This window comes from Tropicimonas sp. (genome assembly GCF_047971885.1).
Classification (GTDB): domain Bacteria; phylum Pseudomonadota; class Alphaproteobacteria; order Rhodobacterales; family Rhodobacteraceae; genus Tropicimonas.
Genome location: NZ_JBKEAE010000078.1, coordinates 1 through 22,479, shown reverse-complemented (window position 1 = coordinate 22,479; position 22,479 = coordinate 1). Strand labels below are relative to the sequence as shown.

18 protein-coding genes, 1 tRNA gene and 1 rRNA gene are annotated in these 22,479 nt (G+C 65.2%); 8 read left to right on the top strand and 12 right to left on the bottom strand.

The window, feature by feature from the left end; genetic code table 11:
* From rpoD to ACK5IR_RS07605, 6 genes are all read right to left on the bottom strand, one after another.
* Positions 1–1,645, bottom strand: a 1,645-nt coding sequence (gene rpoD / locus ACK5IR_RS07630; RefSeq protein ID WP_416927530.1) for an RNA polymerase sigma factor RpoD, incomplete at its 3' end; no start/stop codon positions are given.
* Between the two features lie 130 nt (positions 1,646–1,775).
* Positions 1,776–3,767, bottom strand: a complete 1,992-nt coding sequence (gene dnaG / locus ACK5IR_RS07625) for a DNA primase (RefSeq protein WP_416927528.1) — start codon at positions 3,765–3,767, stop codon at positions 1,776–1,778.
* Between the two features lie 43 nt (positions 3,768–3,810).
* On the bottom strand, positions 3,811–4,395 hold the full coding sequence (locus ACK5IR_RS07620; protein ID WP_416927526.1) for a sarcosine oxidase subunit gamma: 585 nt from the start codon (positions 4,393–4,395) through the stop codon (positions 3,811–3,813).
* Entirely contained in the window at positions 4,392–7,322 is a 2,931-nt protein-coding gene (locus ACK5IR_RS07615) for a sarcosine oxidase subunit alpha family protein (protein ID WP_416927524.1), read from the bottom strand. The genes ACK5IR_RS07620 and ACK5IR_RS07615 overlap by 4 nt, the downstream gene beginning before the upstream one ends.
* On the bottom strand, positions 7,319–7,585 hold the full coding sequence (locus ACK5IR_RS07610) for a sarcosine oxidase subunit delta (protein ID WP_416927522.1): 267 nt from the start codon (positions 7,583–7,585) through the stop codon (positions 7,319–7,321). Before ACK5IR_RS07610 ends, ACK5IR_RS07615 begins: the two co-directional genes overlap by 4 nt.
* A gap of 36 nt (positions 7,586–7,621) precedes the next feature.
* A complete protein-coding gene (locus ACK5IR_RS07605) occupies positions 7,622–8,875 on the bottom strand; it encodes a sarcosine oxidase subunit beta family protein (RefSeq protein WP_416927520.1) in 1,254 nt (417 codons plus the stop codon).
* A 222-nt stretch (positions 8,876–9,097) separates the two neighbouring features.
* Between ACK5IR_RS07605 and ACK5IR_RS07600 the strand changes: the two genes are divergently transcribed.
* Positions 9,098–9,391, top strand: coding sequence for an SH3 domain-containing protein (locus ACK5IR_RS07600; RefSeq protein WP_416927518.1), 294 nt, complete (start codon positions 9,098–9,100; stop codon positions 9,389–9,391).
* A 213-nt stretch (positions 9,392–9,604) separates the two neighbouring features.
* Here ACK5IR_RS07600 and ACK5IR_RS07595 read toward each other — a convergent pair whose 3' ends face one another.
* From ACK5IR_RS07595 to ACK5IR_RS07585, 3 genes are read right to left on the bottom strand one after another with little or no spacing between them, the layout of a single operon-like run.
* On the bottom strand, positions 9,605–10,207 hold the full coding sequence (locus tag ACK5IR_RS07595) for a TadE/TadG family type IV pilus assembly protein (protein WP_416927516.1): 603 nt from the start codon (positions 10,205–10,207) through the stop codon (positions 9,605–9,607).
* Between the two features lie 10 nt (positions 10,208–10,217).
* Positions 10,218–10,793, bottom strand: a complete 576-nt coding sequence (locus tag ACK5IR_RS07590; protein ID WP_416927514.1) for a TadE/TadG family type IV pilus assembly protein — start codon at positions 10,791–10,793, stop codon at positions 10,218–10,220.
* 11 nt (positions 10,794–10,804) lie between these two features.
* Positions 10,805–12,355, bottom strand: a complete 1,551-nt coding sequence (locus ACK5IR_RS07585; RefSeq protein ID WP_416927512.1) for a pilus assembly protein TadG-related protein — start codon at positions 12,353–12,355, stop codon at positions 10,805–10,807.
* A 344-nt stretch (positions 12,356–12,699) separates the two neighbouring features.
* Between ACK5IR_RS07585 and ACK5IR_RS07580 the strand changes: the two genes are divergently transcribed.
* Positions 12,700–14,130 carry a Glu/Leu/Phe/Val family dehydrogenase gene (locus ACK5IR_RS07580; protein ID WP_416927510.1) on the top strand — a complete coding sequence of 477 codons (1,431 nt, stop codon included), beginning with the start codon at positions 12,700–12,702 and terminating at the stop codon, positions 14,128–14,130.
* A gap of 529 nt (positions 14,131–14,659) precedes the next feature.
* Here the strand turns inward: ACK5IR_RS07580 and ACK5IR_RS07575 are convergent.
* Positions 14,660–15,154, bottom strand: a complete 495-nt coding sequence (locus tag ACK5IR_RS07575) for a hypothetical protein (RefSeq protein WP_416927508.1) — start codon at positions 15,152–15,154, stop codon at positions 14,660–14,662.
* A 149-nt stretch (positions 15,155–15,303) separates the two neighbouring features.
* Between ACK5IR_RS07575 and ACK5IR_RS07570 the strand changes: the two genes are divergently transcribed.
* The gene (locus ACK5IR_RS07570) at positions 15,304–16,215 is read left to right on the top strand and encodes a pirin family protein (protein ID WP_416927506.1); all 912 of its coding nucleotides are present in this window, start codon (positions 15,304–15,306) and stop codon (positions 16,213–16,215) included.
* 37 nt (positions 16,216–16,252) lie between these two features.
* On the opposite strand, the gene ACK5IR_RS07565 is transcribed toward ACK5IR_RS07570, so the two are convergent.
* A complete protein-coding gene (locus ACK5IR_RS07565; RefSeq protein WP_416927504.1) occupies positions 16,253–16,915 on the bottom strand; it encodes a TetR/AcrR family transcriptional regulator in 663 nt (220 codons plus the stop codon).
* A gap of 105 nt (positions 16,916–17,020) precedes the next feature.
* Between ACK5IR_RS07565 and ACK5IR_RS07560 the strand changes: the two genes are divergently transcribed.
* The 5 genes from ACK5IR_RS07560 (at position 17,021) to ACK5IR_RS07540 (ending at position 21,734) form a co-directional block, all read left to right on the top strand.
* On the top strand, positions 17,021–17,365 hold the full coding sequence (locus ACK5IR_RS07560; RefSeq protein ID WP_416927502.1) for a hypothetical protein: 345 nt from the start codon (positions 17,021–17,023) through the stop codon (positions 17,363–17,365).
* Positions 17,366–17,424: 59 nt separating this feature from the next.
* Positions 17,425–18,711, top strand: a complete 1,287-nt coding sequence (locus ACK5IR_RS07555; RefSeq protein WP_416927500.1) for a homoserine dehydrogenase — start codon at positions 17,425–17,427, stop codon at positions 18,709–18,711.
* 117 nt (positions 18,712–18,828) lie between these two features.
* Entirely contained in the window at positions 18,829–19,791 is a 963-nt protein-coding gene (glpX, locus tag ACK5IR_RS07550; protein ID WP_416927498.1) for a class II fructose-bisphosphatase, read from the top strand.
* Positions 19,792–19,801: 10 nt separating this feature from the next.
* On the top strand, positions 19,802–21,547 hold the full coding sequence (gene recJ / locus ACK5IR_RS07545) for a single-stranded-DNA-specific exonuclease RecJ (RefSeq protein WP_416927496.1): 1,746 nt from the start codon (positions 19,802–19,804) through the stop codon (positions 21,545–21,547).
* Between the two features lie 112 nt (positions 21,548–21,659).
* Positions 21,660–21,734, top strand: a tRNA-Glu gene (locus ACK5IR_RS07540).
* A 659-nt stretch (positions 21,735–22,393) separates the two neighbouring features.
* On the opposite strand, the gene rrf is transcribed toward ACK5IR_RS07540, so the two are convergent.
* Positions 22,394–22,479, bottom strand: a 5S ribosomal RNA gene (gene rrf / locus ACK5IR_RS07535); the annotation flags it as partial.

The following is a 22,479-nucleotide window of genomic DNA, read 5'->3' as shown; positions in this document are numbered from 1 at the left end:
TGCGGACCTTCTCCAGCGGCATCTGGAGCTTTTCGGCCAGTTCCTCCGGCGTCGGCTCCCGGCCGATCTCGTGCAGCATCTGCCGCCCCGTGCGCACCAGCTTGTTGATCGTCTCGATCATGTGGACGGGGATGCGGATGGTGCGCGCCTGATCGGCGATCGAGCGGGTGATCGCCTGCCGGATCCACCACGTCGCATAGGTGCTGAACTTGTAGCCCCGGCGATATTCGAACTTGTCCACCGCCTTCATCAGGCCGATATTGCCTTCCTGAATCAGATCGAGGAATTGCAACCCGCGGTTGGTGTATTTCTTGGCGATGGAGATCACCAGGCGCAGGTTGGCCTCGACCATCTCCTTCTTGGCCTGGCGGGCCTCCTTCTCGCCCTTCTGCACCTGCTGGACGATGCGGCGGAATTCGGGGATGTCGACACCGACATACTGGCCGACCTGCGCCATCTCGGTGCGCAGTTCGGCAATCTTGTCCGACGAGCGCTCGAACAGCGCCGACCACCCCCGGCCCGGGGTCTCGGCCATCCGGTCCATCCAGCTCGGGTCGAGCTCGTAGCCCTTGTAGGCATCGATGAATTCGCGGCGGTTGATGCGCGCCTGATCGGCCAGTTTCACCATGTTCGAATCGATCGACATGATGCGCCGGTTGATACCGTAAAGCTGGTCGATCAGCGCCTCGATCCGCTGATTGTGCAGGTGAAGCTCGTTGACCAGTTCGACGATCTCGGAACGCAGCTTCTGGTATTTGGCTTCCTGATCCGCCGAAAAGGTACCGTCCTCGTTCAGCGTGGCCGACATGCGCGCGTCCTGCATCTCTTCCAGGTCGGCATAGTCGCGCGCGATACGGTCGAGAATTTCCAGAACGCGCGGTTTCAGGGCCGCTTCCATGGCGGCAAGCGACATGTTCGCCTGCTCGTCGTCGTCCTCGTCTTCATCCTTGCTGATCGGGTTGCCGTCGGCGTCGTACTCGGTCTGTTCGTCCTTGTCCTCGGTGTCTGCATTGGACCCGGACGTATCGACCACGGGTTCGTCATCGCCGTCCTCGTCGACACCGCGGCCGAATGTGGTTTCGAGGTCGATGACGTCGCGCAGAAGGATTTCCTCGTTGAGAAGCTCGTCGCGCCAGATGGTGATCGCGTTGAAGGTAAGCGGGCTTTCGCAAAGCCCGGCGATCATCGTGTTGCGGCCGGCCTCGATCCGCTTGGCGATGGCAATCTCACCCTCGCGCGACAGCAGTTCAACCGATCCCATCTCGCGCAGGTACATGCGCACCGGATCGTCGGTACGGTCAAGCTTTTCGGTCTCGGTCGTGGCGACGGCTACCTCGCGCGAGGTCGATGTCTCGACCACCTCGGTCGAGCCGGAAGGCTTCTGGCCATCCGGGGAATCGTCGTCCTCGGAATCCTCTCCCTCGATGATGTTGATGCCCATTTCCGACAGCATCGACATCACGTCCTCGATCTGTTCCGAGGCGACCTGCTCGGGCGGCAGGACCTGGTTGAGCTGATCGTAGGTAATGTAGCCGCGTTCGCGGGCGTCGGCGATCATCTTCTTCACCGCCGCCTGCGACATGTCGAGCGTCATCTCCTGATCCGACTCGTCGGGCTTGCGGTCGTCGTTGTCCTTGGCGGCCATGTAGTGCTCCTGTCTCGCGGGAGGCTGATTCGTTCAGCGCGAATCGAACGAATCATGTAGTGCGCGCAATGGGTATTTCCACCCCGCATACCTATCAAGCCGAAGAAATAAAAGTCCTCGAGGTGATTCGTCATTTCCTGTCGGCAGGGGGGCGGCCTTTGCCTCTGGAATAGTCGATGGACTCCACCAGATTGTGAAAGGCCGAGCGTTTGTCCCGGTCGATGCGGGCGCCGTTCTCGGCTATATCGTATTCCGCCCTGTCGCCGTCGCTGTTGCGCGCGGCCACTTCGCGCGCCCTGGCCAACTGGCTCAGGCGATGGTCGGCCCATTCCCCCGGTTCGGCGTCGAAACTGGCGGCCACCTCCTCGATCTCGTGCCGGTCGCCGCGCAGCGCCGTCAGCTTGGCGATCTCCTCGGTCAGGCAAAGGCGGGCCAGTTCCATGTCGCCGGGCCGGCGAACGGACGGGGCGAGCGCGACATGGCCGGTCGAAAACAGTCTTTCAAGCGCCTGCTGCCCGAGATTTTCCGAAACCGCCCTTTCGACATCTTGCGCCGAGACGTCGCTGTCGCAGGAAAGCAGGATACGCGCGATCTCGGAATGGCCGGGGCCGGAAAGCTGCTCTTCCAGCACATGGGCATAGTCCTCGATCAGCGGCGGATTGCGCAGCAGGGTGGCGAGGATGACCGCCTCGCGCAGCACCGCCATGCCATCGTCGTCGAGTGCGGCGATAAGCGATCCGCGCGTGCCGGCGGTTGGCGCCATCGCCCGTCGGTCGTCTCTGCGCCAGGGCCTGCCACGATTTGCCGTGGGGCCGCCGCCGGTCGGCTTCCAGCCGAAGCCGAACAACTCCTCGCGCAGGCGCCTGATTTCGGTGGCGTAATGGGCGCGGATGCCTGGATCCGCAACCTTGCGGATCACCGCGCGCAGGTCCTTGTCGAGCGCGGCACGCCGTTCCGGGCTGTCGACGATCTTGCCCTCGGTTTCGCGGCGCCAGAGCAGCGAGACCATCGGCTGCGCCTGATCCAGCAGCGCCTGCATCGCCGGCGCCCCCCTGGCGCGCAGCAGATCGTCGGGATCCATCCCCTCGGGCAGCAGGCAGAAGCGCAGCGACTGGCCCGCTTCGAGCAGCGGCAGCGCCACGTCGATCAGCCGCATCGCCGCACCGAGCCCGGCCTTGTCGCCATCCAGCGCGATAACCGGTTCGGGGTGCATGCGCCACAACAGCCTCAGTTGTTCGGGCGTAATCGCGGTGCCGAGCCCGGCCACGGTTGCGCCGAACCCCGCTTCGACCAGCGCGATCACGTCCATGTAGCCTTCGGCCACGATCAGCGGCTGGTCCCTGCCCGCCGCCTCGCGCGCGGGGGCAAGGTTGTAAAGGCTGCGCCCCTTGTCGAACAGTTCGGTCTCGGGCGAGTTGAGGTATTTTGCCTTGTCGTTCGGATCCATCGCCCGCCCGCCAAAGGCGATGCAGCGCCCGCGCGCGTCGTGGATCGGAAACATGATCCGGTTGCGGAAGGTATCGTAGGGCTGGCGCCCCTTGTCGGACAGTCTGGCCAGCCCGCAGGCAAGGATCAGATCGGGCGCAACGCCCTTTGCGGTCAGGTGATCCCACATCGCCTGCCACGACGCCGGGGCAAAGCCGATCTGCCAGCGCTCCTGCGCGGCCCGGCTCAGCCCGCGCCGGTCGGTCAGGTAGGTGCGCGCCTCAGCCGCCGCGCCGGTTTGCAGTTGCAGGCGGAAAAAGCGCGCCGCCTCTTCCATGACCTCGACAAGCCGGCTCCGGCGATCGGCCACCTGCCGCTCCTGCGGGTCGCGCTGCGGCATCTCCATCCCCGCCTCGCGGGCAAGGATCTCGACCGCCTCCATGAAGCCCACATTCTCGGTCTGCTGAACGAAACCGATGGCATCGCCCTTCGCATGACAGCCGAAGCAATAATAGAATCCCTGTCGGTCATCGACATGGAACGAGGCCGTCTTTTCCTGATGGAACGGACATGGCGCCCACATGTCGCCCTTGCCCTGCTTCGACTTGCGCTGATCCCAGACCACCTTGCGCCCGGCCACTTGTGCCAGCGATGTGCGCGCGCGAAGTTCATCGAGGAAGGACGGGGGAAGCGACATTGGACGAATATCGCCCCTCAGGGCAGCGGTGTCCAGCGCGTCGTCACACTACACCCGTGGACGACGGGCGGCCTTCCGCGGACAAGCCCTGGCTGCGCGCCGCAACGCTGCGCATCGCCTCTTGCAGTTCGTGCGCGGCGGTCTGCGCCATGGAACGCATGAGCAGAAACTCGTAGCCACTGCCGATGGAAGTGATCTGCGCATTCATGTGCCCGAGCAGGCTGCGCGCCGTCTGACCCGGCGCAAAGGCCACTGGCCTGAGATCAAGCGGGGTCAGCCGTGCCAGCACATCTTCCGCCCGGGGACCGGTCAGTTCGAACGCCGCCCAGCCATCGCTCTGATCGATCACCGCGGCATGGGTGGCAAGCGACGGATCGGGCGGCGCCCCGACAAGCAGGGCCTGTTCGCGGCCCGACCAGATCAGCCGCGCCGAAGCGGCGGAAAATGCCTCGCCCGGTTCGGGAAAACCGAAGCCGAAGGCGGCGCGCAGTACCTCGGACAAGGCCGCACCATGCCCCGGAAAGGGTGCGATCCAGGTGACCGGCGTCAGGACGACACTGCGCAGCCGTGCGCTTCCGTGGGTGGTATCGAGACCGGCCAGCGGCCATTCGGGCAGAAGCCTGCTCATCGCGCGCGTCCTCCGTCGGGGTCGAAAAAGACGGGGGGCACAACCCGGCACCGGACCTTGAGCTTGCGCAGATGATCGACCAGCACAACCGTCTCGCCATGCCGATCGGGCCCGTTCGTCAGAAAGCCGAGGCCGATATGCCGGTCGAGCGTCGGCGAATAGGCGACCGATGTCACATGCCCCTGATCGTTGACACGCACCGCCAGCGCGTCGGGGGCAAAAAGGTAGCCGCCCGCGACAAGCGCCTGCCCCCCTTCCAGCGCCTCGAGCCCGACAAGCCGGGGACGATCCGCCTCGAGCAATCCGGGCCGGGCCGCCGCTGCCCTGCCGATGAAATCCTTCTTCGCCGACATCATGCCCGACAGGCCCAGGTCGAACGCCGTCTTGCGCCCGTCCATTTCGGCATGCGTCAGCAACCCCTTCTCGATGCGCAACACATTGAGCGACTCCATGCCGTAAGGGCCGCCGCCCAGCGATTCGGCCTGCGCCAGCAGCACCCGGTATAGGCTCGCCCCGTAGCGGGACGGCACCGCAAGCTCATAGGCATGCTCGCCCGAGAACGAGATCCGGAAAAGCCGCCCCCCGATACCGCCAATGCGAACCGTGCCGCAGCCCATGAAGGGAAACGCATCGTCGCCCAGCGGCGTTTCCAGCACGCCGTTCAACAGCCGGCGTGCACGCGGCCCGGCGATCGCGAACTGCGCCCATCCCTCGGTGACCGAGGTAAAGCGCATGCGCGCCGCAGGCAGGAACGCCTGCTGGACAAGCTCCAGATGCTTCATCACCTCGCCCGCTGCGGCGGTTGTGGTGGTCATCACCCAGGTGTTTTCGTCCAGCCGGGCAGTGGTGCCATCGTCCAGGGCGTGGCCATCCTCGCGCAGCATCAGGCCGTAGCGCACGCGGCCCGGCTTCAGCGTGGAAAACCTGTTGGTATAGACCAGATCGAGAAACGCGCCCACGTCCGGCCCCTGCATCTCGATCTTGCCGAGCGTCGAGACATCGCACACGCCGACCGTGCCGCGCACCATGCGGACCTCGCGGTCGCAGGCCTCGCGCCACGTCGTCTCGCCGGCGGCGGGGAAATAGGACGGGCGGTACCAGAGCCCCGCCTCGATCATTGGCGCGCCGCGCGCCACCGTTGTCTGGTGCGAGGTGGTGAAGCGCTCCGGCGCGAACCCCTTGCCCCGCGCCCCGGCGCCGAACGCACCGATGGGAACGGGCGCGAAGGGTGGCCGGAACACGGTGGTACCCACTTCAGGAATCGCCTGCCCGGTCACTTCGGCCAGCACCGCAAGCGCCGTCACATTAGCCGTCTTGCCCTGATCGCCCGCCATACCGAGCGTGGTGTAGCGTTTCATGTGCTCGACCGAGACATAACCCTCGCGGCTGGCCAGCTGCACATCCTTGACCGTCACATCGTTCTGGAAATCGACCCAGGCGCGCCCGGTTCCACCGACCGCCCAGCATGGTGAAATACGCCCCGCGTCGTCCGATGCACCGGGCAGGTCGATCGCCGGCATCGGCCTGCCGAGATGCTCCAGCACGCTGCCGGCAGCGTGCAGCCCGTCAGCCAGACAACCGGCCGTGTCGAAGGTGCCGTTGGCCGCACCGGCGGGTATCAGCCACGGCACTGCACCGGGTCGCGGGACAAAGGCCAGCAGATCGGCGTTCCAGACAGGCCTTGCGCCCAGATGGCAGGTCAGGTGAACGGTCGGGTTCCATCCGCCCGAAACGGCAAGCGTATCGGCGGGAATGACCTCGCGCCGACCGTTGCACGAAACCACGATCCCGTTCAACCCGCGCCGTCCCCGGGTGCCGACAACGACCCCACCCGAATAGACTGGGAAATCGCCCGCAACTCCGACCCCCTCGCGGCTGTCGATGACCGCTGCCACCGCAACGCCTGTATCGGCCAGATCCCGTGCCGTGCGGTGGGCAAGGTCGTTGTTGCCGAAAACGGCAACCGATTTTCCGGGGCTGACGCCGTAGCGGTTGACATAGCTGCGCACCGCGCCCGCCATCATCACGCCCGGACGGTCGTTATCGGGAAAGGCGATCGGCCGCTCGATGGCGCCCGAGGCAAGGATCGCGGTGCGGGTCGCGATCCGCCAGAAGCAATCCTGCGGCAGGTCCGGCGACGGCGCGGCAAGATGTTCGGAAACACGTTCGAGCGCGCCATAGGTAGCGCCATCGAAGGCACCGATCACCGTGGTGCGCGGCATCATACGCACGTTGGGCATCACCGCAAGGCGGGCGGCGACCTGTCCGGCCCAGTCGGCGGCGGGCATGCCGCCGGTCTCCTCGATCTCGGAAAGCAGCCGGCCACCGAACTCGCTGCTTTCGTCGGCAAGGATCACGTCGGCCCCGGCCTCTCCGGCAGCCAGCGCCGCCATCAGCCCGGCCGGCCCGCCGCCGATGACCAGCACATCGCAGAAGGCGAATGCCTTTTCGTGGCGGTGCGGATCGGGCTCGCGCGACAGGCGCCCCATTCCGGCGGCACGGCGGATCAGCGGCTCGTAAACCCTCTCCCAGAACGAGCGGGGCCACATGAAGGTCTTGTAATAGAACCCCGCGCCGAGAAAGCGCGAGAAAAGGTCGTTGACCGAAAGCAGATCGGTGGACAGGCCACCGAGCCGGTTCTGGCTGCGAACCTGCAGGCCCTGGTGAAGCTCCTGCATGGTCGCGCGCACGTTGGGAACGCACGTGGCGCCATCGCCGATTTCGACCAGGGCGTTAGGCTCTTCGGAACCGGCAGTCATTATGCCGCGCGGTCTGTGATACTTGAACGAACGGCCGACAAGCCGGATGTCGTTAGCCAGCAGCGCCGAAGCAAGCGTGTCGCCGGGATGCCCGCTCAACCGCCTGCCGTCGAAGGTAAACGGAAGCGATGTCGTCCGGTCGATGCGGCCGCGATCGGAAAGCCTCATGGCGCGGGTGCCTCGCCGACGGGTGTCAGGGCGAAAATCTCGTGGGTGCGCGTGTCGCGCGCGACGATCAGCCAGCATCCGCAACCGGCGCCGTGCCACCACAACTCGCGCGTCGGGCCTTCGGGGTTGTCGCGCAGGTGAAGATACGCGTTCCAGTCTTCGGGCGATGCCTCCGGCCCGGGCCGGTCGGCGAATACCGCCGAGCCCCTGGGGGTGAATTCGCGCAGGTCGCGCTCGCCGCAAAGAGGACAGGTCAGTCGCATGGCCGCCCCCCGTTCCGGAACGCCGGGCCATGCAGATCAGTGAAGGTTATGCTGGGCACCCGTCCCCTCCTCGTCCATGAGCCCGCGGCCGGTTGCAAAGCGGTCCAGCCGGAAGCGCGCCGCGGCATCGTGCGGCTGGCCGGTTGCCATCAGGTGAGCGAAGCAATCGCCGGAACCGGGCACAGCCTTGAAGCCGCCGTAGCACCAGCCGCAGTTGAGAAACAGCCCGTCGATCGGCGCGCGGTCAATAATGGGTGAGCCGTCGGGCGACATGTCCATGATCCCGCCCCACGAGCGGAGAATCCGCGCCCTGCCGATCATCGGCATCAGGGTCATCCCCGCCTCCATCACATGTTCGACCATCGGGATATTCCCTCGCGAGGCATAGGAGGGGTAGAAATCGAGATCACCGCCGAAAACCAGCCCGCCCTTGTCCGACTGGCTGATGTAGAAATGCCCCATGCCATAGGTCACCACATGGTCGATCACCGGCTTCAGCCCCTCGGTGACAAAGGCCTGAAGGATGTGGCTTTCGATCGGCAGCCTGAGCCCGGCCATCGCGGCAAGCTGGCCGGACCGCCCGGCGACGACGATACCGATCCGCGCGGCGCGGATATCGCCCCGCGTGGTGCGGACGCCGGTCACCTTGCCGCCATCGATGTCGATGCCGGTGACCTCGCAATTCTCGACGATATCGACACCGCGCCGGTCCGCACCGCGCGCATAGCCCCAGGCAACCGCGTCGTGGCGCGCCGTCCCGCCGCGCGGATGGTAAAGCCCGCCATAGATCGGAAAGCGCGTCTGGTCGTAATCGAGATAGGGCAGCATGGCGCGGCAGGCTTCGCGGCTGAGCAGGATCGCATCGTCGCCCTGATTCCGCATCGCGTTGCCCCGGCGCGCCGCCGCGTCGCGCTGCCCGTCGGAATGAAACAGGTTGATGATGCCACGTTGCGAATGCATCACGTTGAAATTGAGCTCCTGTTCGAGCCCTTCCCAGAGTTTCAGCGAATGGGAATAGAATTCGGAATTGCCCGGCAGGCCATAGTTGGCGCGCACGATGGTGGTGTTGCGCCCGACACTGCCGCCGCCGACATAGCCCTTTTCCAGCACCGCGACATTCGTCAGACCGAACTTGCTGGCAAGATAATAGGCGGTTGCCAGACCGTGCCCGCCGCCGCCGACGATAATGACATCGTAGGCGGGTTTCGGCTCGGCCTTGCGCCATGCCGGGCGCCAGCCGGTATTTCCGGTCAGCCCCTGTTTCAGCACCTGCCAGGCGTTGTAACGCATTCGCCACCTCTTTCGTACCGCGCGCACCAAACCAACCGGCGGCGGAGAAGGCAATGGCGTGGCCCGACGAAATTCGGCCTGTCCGCGACACGCGGCGACAATCGGCCGGCACCGGGCCACGGCACCATTGCCACGCCGGGCGAAATTCGCCGCGCCCTCTCGTCTTCGGCGGCGTATTGCGTGATACCGTGGCGACAAAGCAAAAGACCGGAGGCAGACAGAATGAGCAGACCCCCGAAGAGCCTTGCCGCGCTGATTGTCGCGGCCACCATGAGCTTACCGCTTGCGGCACAGGCCGGTCAGGCCGAGGTCACCGGGCTGACCGGCGAAGAGATGCTGAAGCTGCGCGCCGGGCCGGGAACCGGCTTCCGGATCATCGTCGGGCTGCCCAACGGCACCAGGGTTCGCACCCATGGCTGCGACCGCATCGGCGGCACGCCCTGGTGCAAGATATCGCTGAGCGAAGCACGCAGCCTCAAGGGCTATGTCTCGGGCCATTATCTGGCCGAACGCTGATACCGGGCGGGCGGACGCCGCGACCGGGGTCGGACGGGTCCGGGAGCAGGCGAACCGGCACCCTACGACGGGCCGGCCTGAATCTGTACACCCTGAGGACGGATCGTCGCCTGCAGCATTTCGACTTTTCATTGAATCGGGAAACGCTGCCTCTCACCTTCGGCTCGAACGCATTCCCCGATACAGGGTGCTTCACCGTAAAGTCGAAACGCTTTAGTCGGAAAAGCAATGCCTCATCTCGCCATCGTCGTCGAATTTTATCTGACCGGCCAGACGGGGCCGGGTGAAGATCAGGTGGTCGAAGGTCCGGGCGCCGATTCCGACATTGAAGGCCGGGGTATATTCCATGAAGGCTTCGGTCAGAACCAGCGTGTCGCCGGCATTGGAAAGCGGCGTCACGCCCAGATAGTCGGGCAGGTCGGAATTTGTCAGCGGCGTATCGGTTGCGCTGGCGACCGACCAGCAGACCTCGAGCGTGCGGTCCTCGTCGCTGGTGCAGTTGGCGGTACATTTTATCGCCGAAACCCGCAGCCTCACCGGGAAGCGGTCATGCGTCAGATAGCCATAGATCGCTTCCATTCCCTCAAAATCGCTCTGGTCGATGCTGTGCGTCTCGCGACTGATCGCGTCTGACAGCGCATAGACAGCCTTGAGGTTCTGGTTCTGCACCCGGTAGGCATCGAACCAGACGAAGGCCGCAGCATAGAGCCAGCACAGAACCGGCAGGACAAGAACGGTCTCGACGGTGACCGTTCCCTCGCAGGCCCGCGCGAAGCGGCGCGCGGCGGTGCCGGTCCGGCGGATGGCGGCTTGCATGTCGTGGCTCCTATCGCGGTTCATTGACGAATACCGACATCGAGACGAGCGCGTAGTGCCCGGATTCCTGATATTCCAGATCGAGCCCGGTCGCCGCCATCGGAAAGACCGGCGATTGCAGGGCGCAGACCCGGACCATCATCAACTCGTGCTGAACGCCTGCCCGGAACGCGGTCGCCGGCTGCACCTCGGCGGATTTGTCGATGCAGGGTGTGGTCGACGGCGGCAGCACCCAGCTTTCCTGCGAGACGGGGCTGAGTTCGACCAGCAGGTTCGCCTCGCAATCCTGTATGATCGCCGTGTTCGCGCAGATGGCGCTCTTGATGTCGTCATGGGTCGGATCGGTCCATTGGCCCAGCCGCAGGCTCCGCACCGTCAGGTCGGTGGCCCGGTCGAGCATCACCTGCCGCACCATCAGCAGCCCGATCTCGAAGGTTGCCAGAAAGACGAGGAATACCACCGGAAACAGCAGCGCGAACTCGATGCTAGACGATCCGTCATCGGCATGGCGCAGTTTCCGCGCGAGACCTCCGGCCGCCAGTATGGGGCCGGATCGGGTTGCCGGTGGGGCGGAGAACCGGTGCATTTTCCACCACCCTACTGCGTCAGCCGCAACTGGTTGATCTGCCGCGCGATCGAGGCAAACGCGCTTGCGATATCGAGGCTCTTCACATCATAGAAATAGGACGGCATCGAAGCGCAATCGGCCAGTGTCGTATCGCCGTTGCCATAGGTATCCATGCCGATGGTAAAGATGGTCACGCCGGCCGCCTTCGCCGCCGAACAGATATCGGATGTGCGCGGGTTCTTGTCGGTCCCGACCAGATCGAACTTGATCTCGTTGTCGTAGGTCGCGCTGTCTCCGCCAAGCGCCTTGCGCTTGATATTCCTGGTGAAGTACCTGACCGCCATGTCGTCCCAGACTTCGGGCCATGTCAGGCGCACCGCCTCGCTTCCGCCATCTGGTCCGGATTTCCACGCGTCGTCGTCGACCGAATAGTATTTCGCCGTACCGGCGCGTTCCTCGTCGAAATAGCTGTAGTGCGGGGTTTTGGTTGTCCGCCAGAACCCTTTCGACCCGCCGGTGCTGACCCAATCCTGTTTCACCTCGATATGGCGAAAGAGCGCCGACGGGCCCGCGCGGTAGGGCGGCTTGATATCGCCGCTGCCGGTGTTCTCGCCATCCGACATGACGACTAGGATCTTCATGGTGTTTTCGCGGCTGTAGTCGAAGGGCTGATCGCGCAGCGCCGCGTCGATTTCGCCGTCGAGTTCCATCGCATTCAGGATCGGCCGCAACGACGGGTCGAGCAGCGCGGCGCCCCATTTCGTGCCGATCTCGATCGAGGTGTTGCCGTAGACCTGAAGCGCGTCGATCCGCCCTTTCAGATGGTCCGCGTCGCGCGACCACGGGGTGATGGCGCGATCGCCCGAGGGCGGGCAGACCAGATAGTCGACCGTGGGATTGAGCGAGGAACTGATCGCGTAGTAATGGGCGGTTCGGGTCAGGGTGGCTTCCAGCGAAATGCCGGTGGTCTGGAAATCCCCGGCCTCGAAGGTGACGCAGGACGAATAGCTGTGCTCGCCGGTATTGTCGAACCGGGCCAGAAACCCCTCGCCGAGCGAGACCTGCGACGAGAACGGCACGATCGAGACGACGGTGGTTCCCGGGTCGTCCTCCTGCCGGGTCACCGTGTCGATGAAGCTCCTGGCCGCCGGTTTCAGCAGGCTGATACGGGTCGGTGTCGTGTCGTCCATCGAACCCGAGACATCGAGCACCAGCGCGATCTCGACATCCGACATGGATTCGGTTGCCGTACCAGCCGCAGGCGCAACCAGCGAATGGATGCCGACCATCTTCATCAGCAGGGTCGGAACGACCGAACGGGCGGTGGCGGAAACGGTGCGGAAGGTCGGGCTCGATTCCACCACCGGTTCGGTGTGGTAGTTTTCGAGCCCCGCCTTCCTGTAATAGTCGTTGACCACTTCGGTCGGGTCGAGGCCCTGCTCAAGGTCGGCCGCCGCCAGGATCGCATTGTCGGTGACGGTCTGCAGTCTGGCGCGATCCAGCTCCACGCGCGCGGTGTCGATCGCCATGCCGATGGCAAGCAGCATCGCAAGCAGGATGAACAGGCTGAATACCAGCATGCTGCCGGCTTGATCGGAAACAAAGCCGCGCCGCCGCCGGGGGTTATCCGCACGAAGCGCGGGAGAAAAACGCACTGAAAATCTCATGACCGGCACCGTCCGCCCGAAATGCCTGCCGGATCGCAGGCTTGCCAATCAGGCAATCATGGCACTGCGGCAAAAGCCGGGCGAAAACGGGGCGACAGTGTGAGTTTTCGTAAAACCCGCCATGTTTGCGGACCCTTGCGCGGGCGTTCACATCCGGCGGCCTCTTGAGGCTTTTTCGCTTCTGCCGGCAATATACGGCTGTGCCCCGGGCAATTTCTGCCCTAGCATTCAGCAAAGGGCAACCCAAGGAGGCCAAAATGGAGGCACTACGCGAACCCAGTTTTCGCGAATCCGTAGATCTGATGTTCAACCGAGCGGTTTCGGTCATGGACCTGCCGCCCGGTCTGGAGGAAAAGATTCGGGTCTGCAACGCCACCTACACCGTGCGGTTCGGCGTCCGGCTGCGCGGGCGCATCCAGACGTTTACCGGATATCGCTCGGTGCATTCCGAGCACATGGAGCCGGTCAAGGGCGGCATTCGCTATGCCATTTCGGTCAATCAGGACGAGGTGGAGGCGCTCGCGGCGCTGATGACCTACAAATGCGCCCTGGTCGAGACACCCTTCGGCGGCTCGAAGGGCGGGCTCTGCATCGACCCGCGCGAATACGACGAGCACGAACTGGAGCTTATCACCCGCCGCTTTGCCTATGAGCTTGCCAAGCGCGACCTGATCAACCCGGCCCAGAACGTGCCCGCGCCCGACATGGGCACCGGCGAGCGCGAGATGGCCTGGATCGCCGACCAGTACCGGCGCATGAATACCACCGACATCAATGCCAACGCCTGCGTCACCGGCAAGCCGATCCATGCCGGCGGCATTCAGGGCCGTGTCGAGGCGACGGGACGGGGCGTTCAATACGCGCTCCGCGAGTTCTTCCGCCACCCCGAGGACGTGGCCGAATCCGGGCTTGGCGGCAAACTCGACGGCAAGCGGGCCGTGGTACAGGGCCTCGGCAACGTGGGCTATCACGCCGCCAGATTCCTGAGCGAGGAAGACGGCGTGATCGTCACCGCGATCGTCGAGCGCGACGGCGCGCTGATCGACGACAACGGTCTCGACGTCGAGGCGGTGCGCAACTGGATCGCCAGCCACGGCGGCGTGAAGGGTTACCCGGGTGCGAGCTATGTCGCCAACGGCTCGGTGGTACTCGAGAAGGAATGCGACATCCTCATCCCGGCGGCGCTCGAGGGTGTGATCTCGATGAACAACGCCGAACGTATCGCCGCGCCGCTCATCATCGAGGCGGCGAACGGCCCGATCACCGCCGGAGCAGACGAAATCCTGCGCCGCAAGGGCACCGTCATCATCCCCGACCTTTACGCCAACGCCGGCGGTGTGACGGTCTCGTATTTCGAATGGGTCAAGAACCTCAACCACATCCGTTTCGGCCGCATGCAGCGGCGCCAGGAAGAGGCGCGCCACCAGTTGCTGGTGGACGAACTGGAGCGGCTCGACCGCTATCTGGGCGATTCGTGGTCGATGACACCGCGCTTCAAGGAACGCTACCTGCGCGGCGCCGACGAACTGGAGCTTGTGCGCTCGGGCCTCGACGACACGATGCGCGCTGCCTACCAGTCGATGCACGAGATATGGCGTGAGCGTGACGACATCACCGATCTGAGGACGGCAGCCTATGTCGTGGCCATCCAGCGGGTGGCGCTGAGCTATCGCGCCAAGGGCCTGTAGACAATACCGCCCCTGCGGACATCCCGAAACACCGGCGCGGCTGACCGCGGCACAGACCCGCGCCGAAGCCGCAGGAAAACACGGAATCGCTGGCGGGATGGCGAAGAACGGATCGAACGCCACGGAGACGGCGATCATATAATCATGTGGGGCGGGGCCCGGCGCGCCCGCCCCACATGAAAAAGACCAGCGGCCTTGAAGAAGGCCCCGTTCGCCACCGAGAGGCGGCACCGAGTCCAAAGTGACAAAAATCATGAGCGCGGAGCCGGGCCGGCGGACGACCGCAGGGGGCCGCTGTTACACTGGCGGTCTTCACTTTATCGCGCCGTCACATCGAACGCCCGTTCAGTGCGCTACAGCGAGGAAGCGGCCGCCCGTGCGGGCGGTCGGCCGCTGGCCCGGCGGGGCTGACGCCCCTTGTTCCGGGCCGGGCTCCCGTCCGAACGGAAGCTTCGTCCGCATTGCCGGCCTTCACCAACTGTCAGCCCTTGTGGTCGCAGGCAAATGTTGCGGCTGTTACCAGATACGGCTAGGCCGACCGTTCCGCAATCATCGCGCTCAGCAATTCGGCAACGGCCTTTCCCTCACCCGCCGAGGTGATCCCGCCAACGCCGACCCGCCTGCCCAGCCGCCACCACAGGCCCGGCGCCCAGCGGTTTCCGTCCGGTTCGGGGCCGGACAGGCGCAGCAGGAAGCCGTTCGACGGCTTGATGGCGAACGCCCCCCGCTCCACCGCGACAATCCGGTCGACCCGCGCCACAACGCGCCCGGTGCTTTCGCGCAGCACCTCGTGTGTCAGTTCCAGCCGGTTCGCCGTCGCCTGCCGCAGCGCGTTCCCCAGCGCCAGCACTGCGGCGCCAAGCGCCAGCAGGAAGGCCTGCAACGGCAGGGAGTCGGGCGGACGGGCCAGGCCAAGGTAGATAAGCGTACCCCCGAGGGCGAACAGGACGACGATTCCCAAGACCCTGCGCGCGGCGGAGGGTTCGATGGTGGCAAGAACGGGTGCGGCTGAACTGTCGGACATGACCGGCTCCATATCCGCTGCCGGACGCCGAGGCGAGCGGGATCTGCCATTGTTCGATTTCGCACAGTCACCAACGCACCCGCACTCAGAGCCCGGAATTGCAGCGGCGCGTGGCGCTTCTTACCTTTCACCGCGAAAGGAGATCGATCATGTCTCTCAGACCCGTAGATCGCACCATGCGCGCGGTACCCACCATCGAGGGGGCCGGCGTCAGGCTTCACAGGGCGTTCGGCTTTCAGGAGCCCGACCTGATGGACCCGTTCCTGCTGTTCGACGATTTCCGCAACGATCGCCCGCAGGATTATGCCGCCGGCTTTCCCTGGCATCCCCATCGCGGGATCGAGACCATCACCTATGTGCTGAAAGGCACTGTCGACCATGCCGACAGTCTCGGCAATGCCGGCAGTCTCGGCGCGGGCGACGTTCAGTGGATGACCGCCGGTTCCGGCATCCTGCACCAGGAGATGCCGCACGGAAACACCCGCGGGCAGATGCACGGCTTCCAGCTCTGGGCCAACCTGCCCGGATCGCTGAAGATGACGGCGCCGCGCTATCAGGATATCGCGTCCGGCGACATTCCCGAAATCATCGATGACGACGGCACGCAAGTGCGTGTCATCATCGGCGAATTCTGGGGCAAGCGCGGGCCGGTCGACGGCATAGCCGCCAATCCGCAATATCTCGACGTGTGGGTCCCGGCCGGGGTGCGCAAGACCTTCAGGATCGACACCTATCGCCGCGCCTTCGCCTATGTTTTCGAGGGCGCCGGCCTGTTCACCGACGCGTCGAAACCGCAGGGCGTGCTGCTAGAAAAAGAGGTGATGGGACAGGAGGTCAACATCCGCGACATGTCGGGCGACCGCACGCTGATCCGCTTCGGCACCGGCGACGAGGTGACGGTGCAGGCCGGTCCCGAGGGGATCCGCTTCCTGCTGATATCGGGCGCGCCGATCGAAGAGCCGATCGCCTGGCATGGCCCGATCGTGATGAACACCCGCGAAGAGCTGATAACCGCCTTTTCCGAGTTGCGGAACGGGACCTTCATCCGCCCCGCCCACTGAACCGGAACCACGCGGCCCCGGATCCATTCCGGGGCCGTCAGGCCACCGCCGAACGCCCGGCCCGCGCCATGGGCGCGCGCGGGGCTGTTTCGGCACCGTCGCCGTCCTGCGGGTTCAACCCGACCGACTTGCGCGTCATGTCCCAGTAGATCCGCTCGACATCGGCGCGGCCAAGCCTGCCGTCGTCGCGAAACCACGTGCTGACCCCGGTCAGAAGCGCGATCAGCCCCATGGTTGCCACCCGCGTATCGGCAACATCGAACACACCGGCGGCACGACCATCGTCGAGGATCCGTTCCAGACAGGCCTCGTATCGCCGCCGCAGGCGTTCTATCACGGTGAAATTCCCGGGCGAAAGGTTGCGCAGTTCCATATAGGCGAGAAACACCTCGTCGGGGCGGTCCAGATGGTACCTCACGTGAAACCGGGTGAACGCTTCGAGCCGCCCGACCGGATCGGCCGGGGATGGTTCGGTCTCCCAACTGTCGAGCAGATGCTCCATGTGGCTCAGCATGAGGTCGAACAGCAGCGCCTGCTTGTCGGGCGTATAAGTGTACAGCGCACCGGCCTGCACCCCGACCTCGGCAGCGATCCGGCGCACCGAAACCGCTGCGTAGCCATGGCGTGCGAACAGTTTCAGCGCGGCACCCCTGATCCGGGGGCCGGTAATTTCGGCGTGCGATCCTGCCTTTCGTGCCATGGCCCGACAATCCGACGTACGGGCGTCCGATTCAAGCCCGAACTCGGCGGCTTGCCCATTGCCACCCGCCGGCGATAGGGTGCGCGCGACCGAGACGGAGGCCCCATGCACCCCCCTTTCCGACAGTTCCGGCTGTTTCTGGCCGCCCTCCTGCCCGTGCTGGCAACCGCCGGCTGCGCCACATTCCCGCAGCTTGAAGCCGGGGTCAGCGCCGAAGCGCGCGCTGCCCCCGATCCCGAGCTTATGGACAGCCAGGCGATGCTGGCCGCAGAGCGCGCCCAGACCATCGACGCCGGCACGCAGCAGCGCCTGTCGGCCGAGGCGGCGGCGCTGCGCGCACGCGCAGCCGCGCTTCAGGGACCGGTCATGGACAGTGCCGAGCGCGAGAGCCTTCAGGCGACAAGCCGGCGCCTGAGGGAGGACGCGGCGCGCGTTGCGCCCGAAACCTGATCGGGATAAACCTCGCCGGGCACAAGCGGCCCCCTCGATACTCACAACCGGAGACACCCATGACAGACCCCCTTCGCATCGGCATCGCGGGGCTTGGCACCGTCGGTGTCGGCGTGGTCAAGATCGTCCGCCAGAAGGCCAACCTGCTGGCAACCCGTTCGGGGCGCCCGATCGAGATCGCGGCCGTCTCGGCCCGCAACCGCGACAAGAATCGCGGTGTTTCCATCGACGGCTACGGCTGGGAAGACGATCCGGTAAAGCTGGCAACCCGCGAGGATGTGGACGTTTTCGTCGAACTGATGGGCGGCGCCGACGGCCCGGCCAGGGCGGCAACCGAAGCGGCGCTCAGGGCCGGCAAGGACGTGGTGACCGCCAACAAGGCGATGCTGGCGATCCACGGTCAGGAACTGGCCGAACTGGCCGAATCCCGCGGCCACGTCATCCGTTTCGAAGCCGCGGTGGCCGGTGGCATCCCGGTGGTCAAGGCACTGACCGAAGGGCTTGCCGGCAATCAGGTGACGCGCGTGATGGGCGTGATGAACGGCACCTGCAACTACATCCTCACCCGGATGGAGGAATCGGGGCTGCCATATCAGACCGTCTTCGACGAGGCCGACAAGCTGGGTTATCTGGAGGCGGATCCGAACCTCGACGTGGGCGGCATCGACGCCGGGCACAAGCTGGCCCTGCTTGCCTCGATCGCCTATGGCACGCAGGTCGATTTCGGCGCAATCGAACTGGAAGGCATCCAGAAGATCTCCATCGACGACATCCGCACCGCGCGCAACATGGGCTTCCGGATCAAGCTGCTGGGCGTAGCGCAGATGACGGGGCGCGGGCTGGAGCAGCGCATGTCTCCCTGCCTCGTGCCGGCCGACAGCCCGCTGGGGCAGTTGCAGGGCGGCACCAACATGGTGGTGCTCGAAGGGGATTCGGTGGGCCAGATCGTACTGCGCGGCGCCGGTGCCGGCGAGGGCCCGACCGCAAGCGCCGTTCTGAGCGACATCATCGAGATCGCCCGCGGCACGCGCCTGACCACTTTCGGCCAGCCCGCTGCCGGACTGTCCAGGGCCAGACCGGCCCGTACCACAACCCCGGCGCCCTATTACCTGCGCATGAAGCTGGTCGACAAACCAGGCGCCATGGCCAAGATCGCAACCGTGCTGGGCGATGCCGGCATCAGCATCGACCGCATGCGCCAGACCCAGCACGAAAGCGGCGCCGCCCCGGTGCTGATCGTCACCCACCGGACCGACCGGGGATCGCTCGATATCGCGCTCGAGAACTTCGCCGCAACCGGCGTGGTACAGGGCGAACCGGTCGCCATTCGTATCGAAGACGTGTGAATAGGCAATAAACCGGCCCGGTTCGGCTGTTTAGCGATAACAAGGTTGCCTTGCCGCACCGTGCCCCGCTAGCACAGGCGCAGTACCCCTTACATTCGATTCAGAAAGTTCGCGACCATGCACCAGCCGCCCGAATTTCACGACCGTATGCTCTCGCTCGGCCTCGCCCGGGTCTCGGAGGCCGCAGCGATGGCCTCGGCGCACCTGATCGGCCACGGCGATGAAAAGGCCGCCGACCAGGCCGCCGTCAACGCCATGCGCGAACAGCTCAACCAACTCGATATCCGGGGCGTTGTGGTGATCGGCGAGGGCGAGCGCGACGAGGCGCCGATGCTCTATATCGGCGAAAAGGTCGGCTCCGGCGAAGGCCCCGAGGTCGACATCGCGCTCGATCCGCTCGAAGGGACGGCACTCACTGCCAAGGACATGCCCAACGCGCTGACGGTGATCGCCATGGGGCCGCGCAACTCGATGCTGCATGCGCCCGACGTCTACATGGAAAAACTGGCCATCGGCCCGGGCTATCCGGTCGATGTGGTCACGCTCGACATGGAGCCCGTCGAACGCATCCGCGCCCTGGCGGCCGCCAAGGGTTGCGAGACCAGCGACATCAACGTCTGCGTTCTCGACCGGCCACGCCACGACGATCTGGTCAAGGAGATCCGCAGGACCGGCGCCGCGATCCGCTTCATCACCGACGGTGACGTTGCCGGCATCATGCACTGCGCCGAACCGCATCTGACCGGGATCGACATGTACATGGGTGCCGGCGGCGCCCCCGAGGGCGTACTGGCGGCCTCGGCGCTGAAATGCATGGGCGGGCAGATGTACGGCAAGCTGCTGTTTCGCAACGACGACGAACGCGGACGCGCCGCCAAGGCCGGCATCACCGACCTGAACCGGGTCTATACCCTGAACGACATGGTGACGCGCCATGTCATCTTTGCCGCCACTGGCGTTACCGACGGCAGCATCCTGCCGGGTGTGAAACGGATGCCGAACCGCTACACCACCGAAACGCTGCTGATGAGGTCGAAGACCGGGTCGGTTCGGCGGATGACCTATTCCAACCCGGTCTGACAGGGGCCGCATGAGCGCAACATTTCTGGGTGTCGAAAGCTCCCTCACCGGGCGCTGCTGGGTTGGACCCGACATCGAACAGGAAAGGCTGGCCGGCGCCATCGGGCAGGCCACCCGCCTGCCCGATCCGCTCTGCCGCCTGCTGGCGCGCCGGGGTGTCCGCGCCGAAACCGCCGAGGCCTTTCTTCAGCCGACGCTGCGCGATCTGCTGCCCGACCCGCTTGTGCTAAAGGATATGGCAAGTGCCGCGAGCCGCGTGCTGGCTGCCGTGACACGGCGCGAGCGCATCGCCATCTTTGCCGATTACGACGTCGACGGGGGCGCCTCGGCGGCGCTGCTGATCGTCTGGCTCCGGTCGCTTGGGCAGGTGGCGACGCTCTATGTGCCCGACCGCATCGACGAGGGCTATGGCCCCAACCCGGTCGCGATGGGCGCGCTGGCCCGCGATCACGACCTGATCGTCTGCGTCGATTGCGGCACCCTCTCGCACGAGGCACTGGCCGCCGCGGACGGAACGGATGTGGTCGTGCTCGACCACCATCTGGGGGGCGAGACGCTGCCGCCGGCACTGGCGGTGGTCAACCCGAACCGGCAGGACGAATCCTGCGATCTGTCGCATCTGTGCGCCGCATCGGTCGTCTTCCTGCTGCTGATCGAACTCAACCGTCGGATGCGGGCCGACGGGCGGAGCGGCCCCGACCTGATGGCGCTGCTCGATCTGGTGGCACTGGCGACCGTGGCCGATGTGGCGCCGCTTGTCGGGGTCAACCGTGCGCTGGTGCGTACCGGGTTGCAGGTGATGGCCCGGCGCGAGCGGACCGGCCTCTGCGCGCTGGCGGATGTGGCCGGGCTCAGGGAGGCTCCGCGCGCCTATCACCTGGGTTACCTGTTCGGCCCGCGCATCAACGCCGGCGGGCGGATCGGCAAGGCCGATCTTGGCGCGCGGCTGCTTGCAACCGACGATCCGGCCGAAGCGCAGGCGCTGGCCGAGGAGCTTGATCAACTCAACCGCGACCGCCGCGAGATCGAAGCGCGCGTCACCGAGGCGGCCCTTGCCCAGGCCGAAGCCCGTGGGCTCGACGGGCCGCTGGTCTGGGCAGCGGGCGACGGCTGGCACCCCGGTGTTGTCGGTATCGTGGCATCGCGCCTGAAAGAGGCAACCAACCGCCCCGCTGTGGTGATCGGGCTGGAAAACGCGATCGGCAAGGGCTCGGGCCGCTCCATCGCCGGCGTCGATCTCGGTGCATCGGTGCAGCGGATCACCGGCGAAGGGCTGCTGCTCAAGGGCGGCGGGCACAGGATGGCGGCCGGCCTGACGGTCGAGCGGGCAAATCTGGATGCGGCGATGGAACGGCTTGGCGAATTGCTGGCCCGACAGGGCGCCGCTGGGGCCGGCCCGTGCGACCTGAAGCTCGACGGGCTGCTGATGCCGGGCGCCGCGAGTGTCGAGTTGATCGAACGGCTCGAGTCCGCCGGGCCCTTCGGCGCATCGGCGCCCGCGCCCCGTTTCGCCCTGCCCGACATGCTGGTGCTGCACGCGCGCCGGGTCGGCGAGGCACACCTCAAGCTCACCCTTGGCGACGGCCTGGGCGCCCGCCTCGACGCCATCGCCTTCAACGCCTTCAACGGACCACTCGGCCCGGCGCTGGTGGCGCACGGCGGCGCGCGCTTCCATCTGGCGGGGCGGCTGGACATCAACGAATGGAACGGCCGCCGCGCCCCGCAACTCCAACTGGAGGACGCCGCCCGGGCCTGACACGGCCATATTTTGGCACAGTTCCGAAGGCGCAAACATTTCTCCGGAAAGGGCGAAATTTCTCTTGCGCGCCCCCGGCAGCTTGCCTAAACAACGCGTCACCAACCGGCACGGTCCGTTCGTCTATCGGTTAGGACGCCAGGTTTTCAACCTGGAAAGAGGGGTTCGATTCCCCTACGGACTGCCATTTATTCCTGTAATCTATTGATATTGCATCGGAAATTCAGAAGTCTAGATTTCTATACATACTCTAATGCAAGCGCACAGGCTGCCCGAAAGCCCCTTGGACGCTCACAAAGACGTGACCGCATATCGCCCCCCGCGAAGTCGGGTGCCTTCAAACTTCGCCCGTAAAACGCCACACAAACACGTTATCCGTGATAGGGTCGCGGTATTGAATCGCTAAAGTGCAAAATCCCATCAGATTGAACAGCACAGTTTCAACTGATTGAGCGCGCAGCCCTATTAAGACTGCGCAGTCAACGATCAGCGCATGGATTTGCCTTCAAGCAGAAGAACGTGAGAGTTGCTTCGAACACGATCCATGAATGCATCCGCCAACAACGGCTCATCAGCACGTTTGGGTTCAGTCTGATTTTGATCCTCCCCGGTTTGATCCCCTGGTTCATAATCATGGATGCCATTGGCCTACCCGTCACGGAAGCTGTGGCATAAGTCCGTCCGGGGAAAGGGGAACCTCGGTCAACAGCTGATTTGTGCAACAGAGTCTTGGCGCTTGCGTCAATCGTGTCGTTGGCCGGGGTGATCTACCCATTCAAGCCGTTGGGTTGCCTTGGCGTCCTTCGTCAGGTCAATCGGATATGAGAGTTAATGGGGCTTTTCCAGGTTTGGCGGTGACCTACTCTCCCACGTCTTGAGACGCAGTACCATCGGCGCGGCGGCACTTAACGGCCGAGTTCGGGATGGGATCG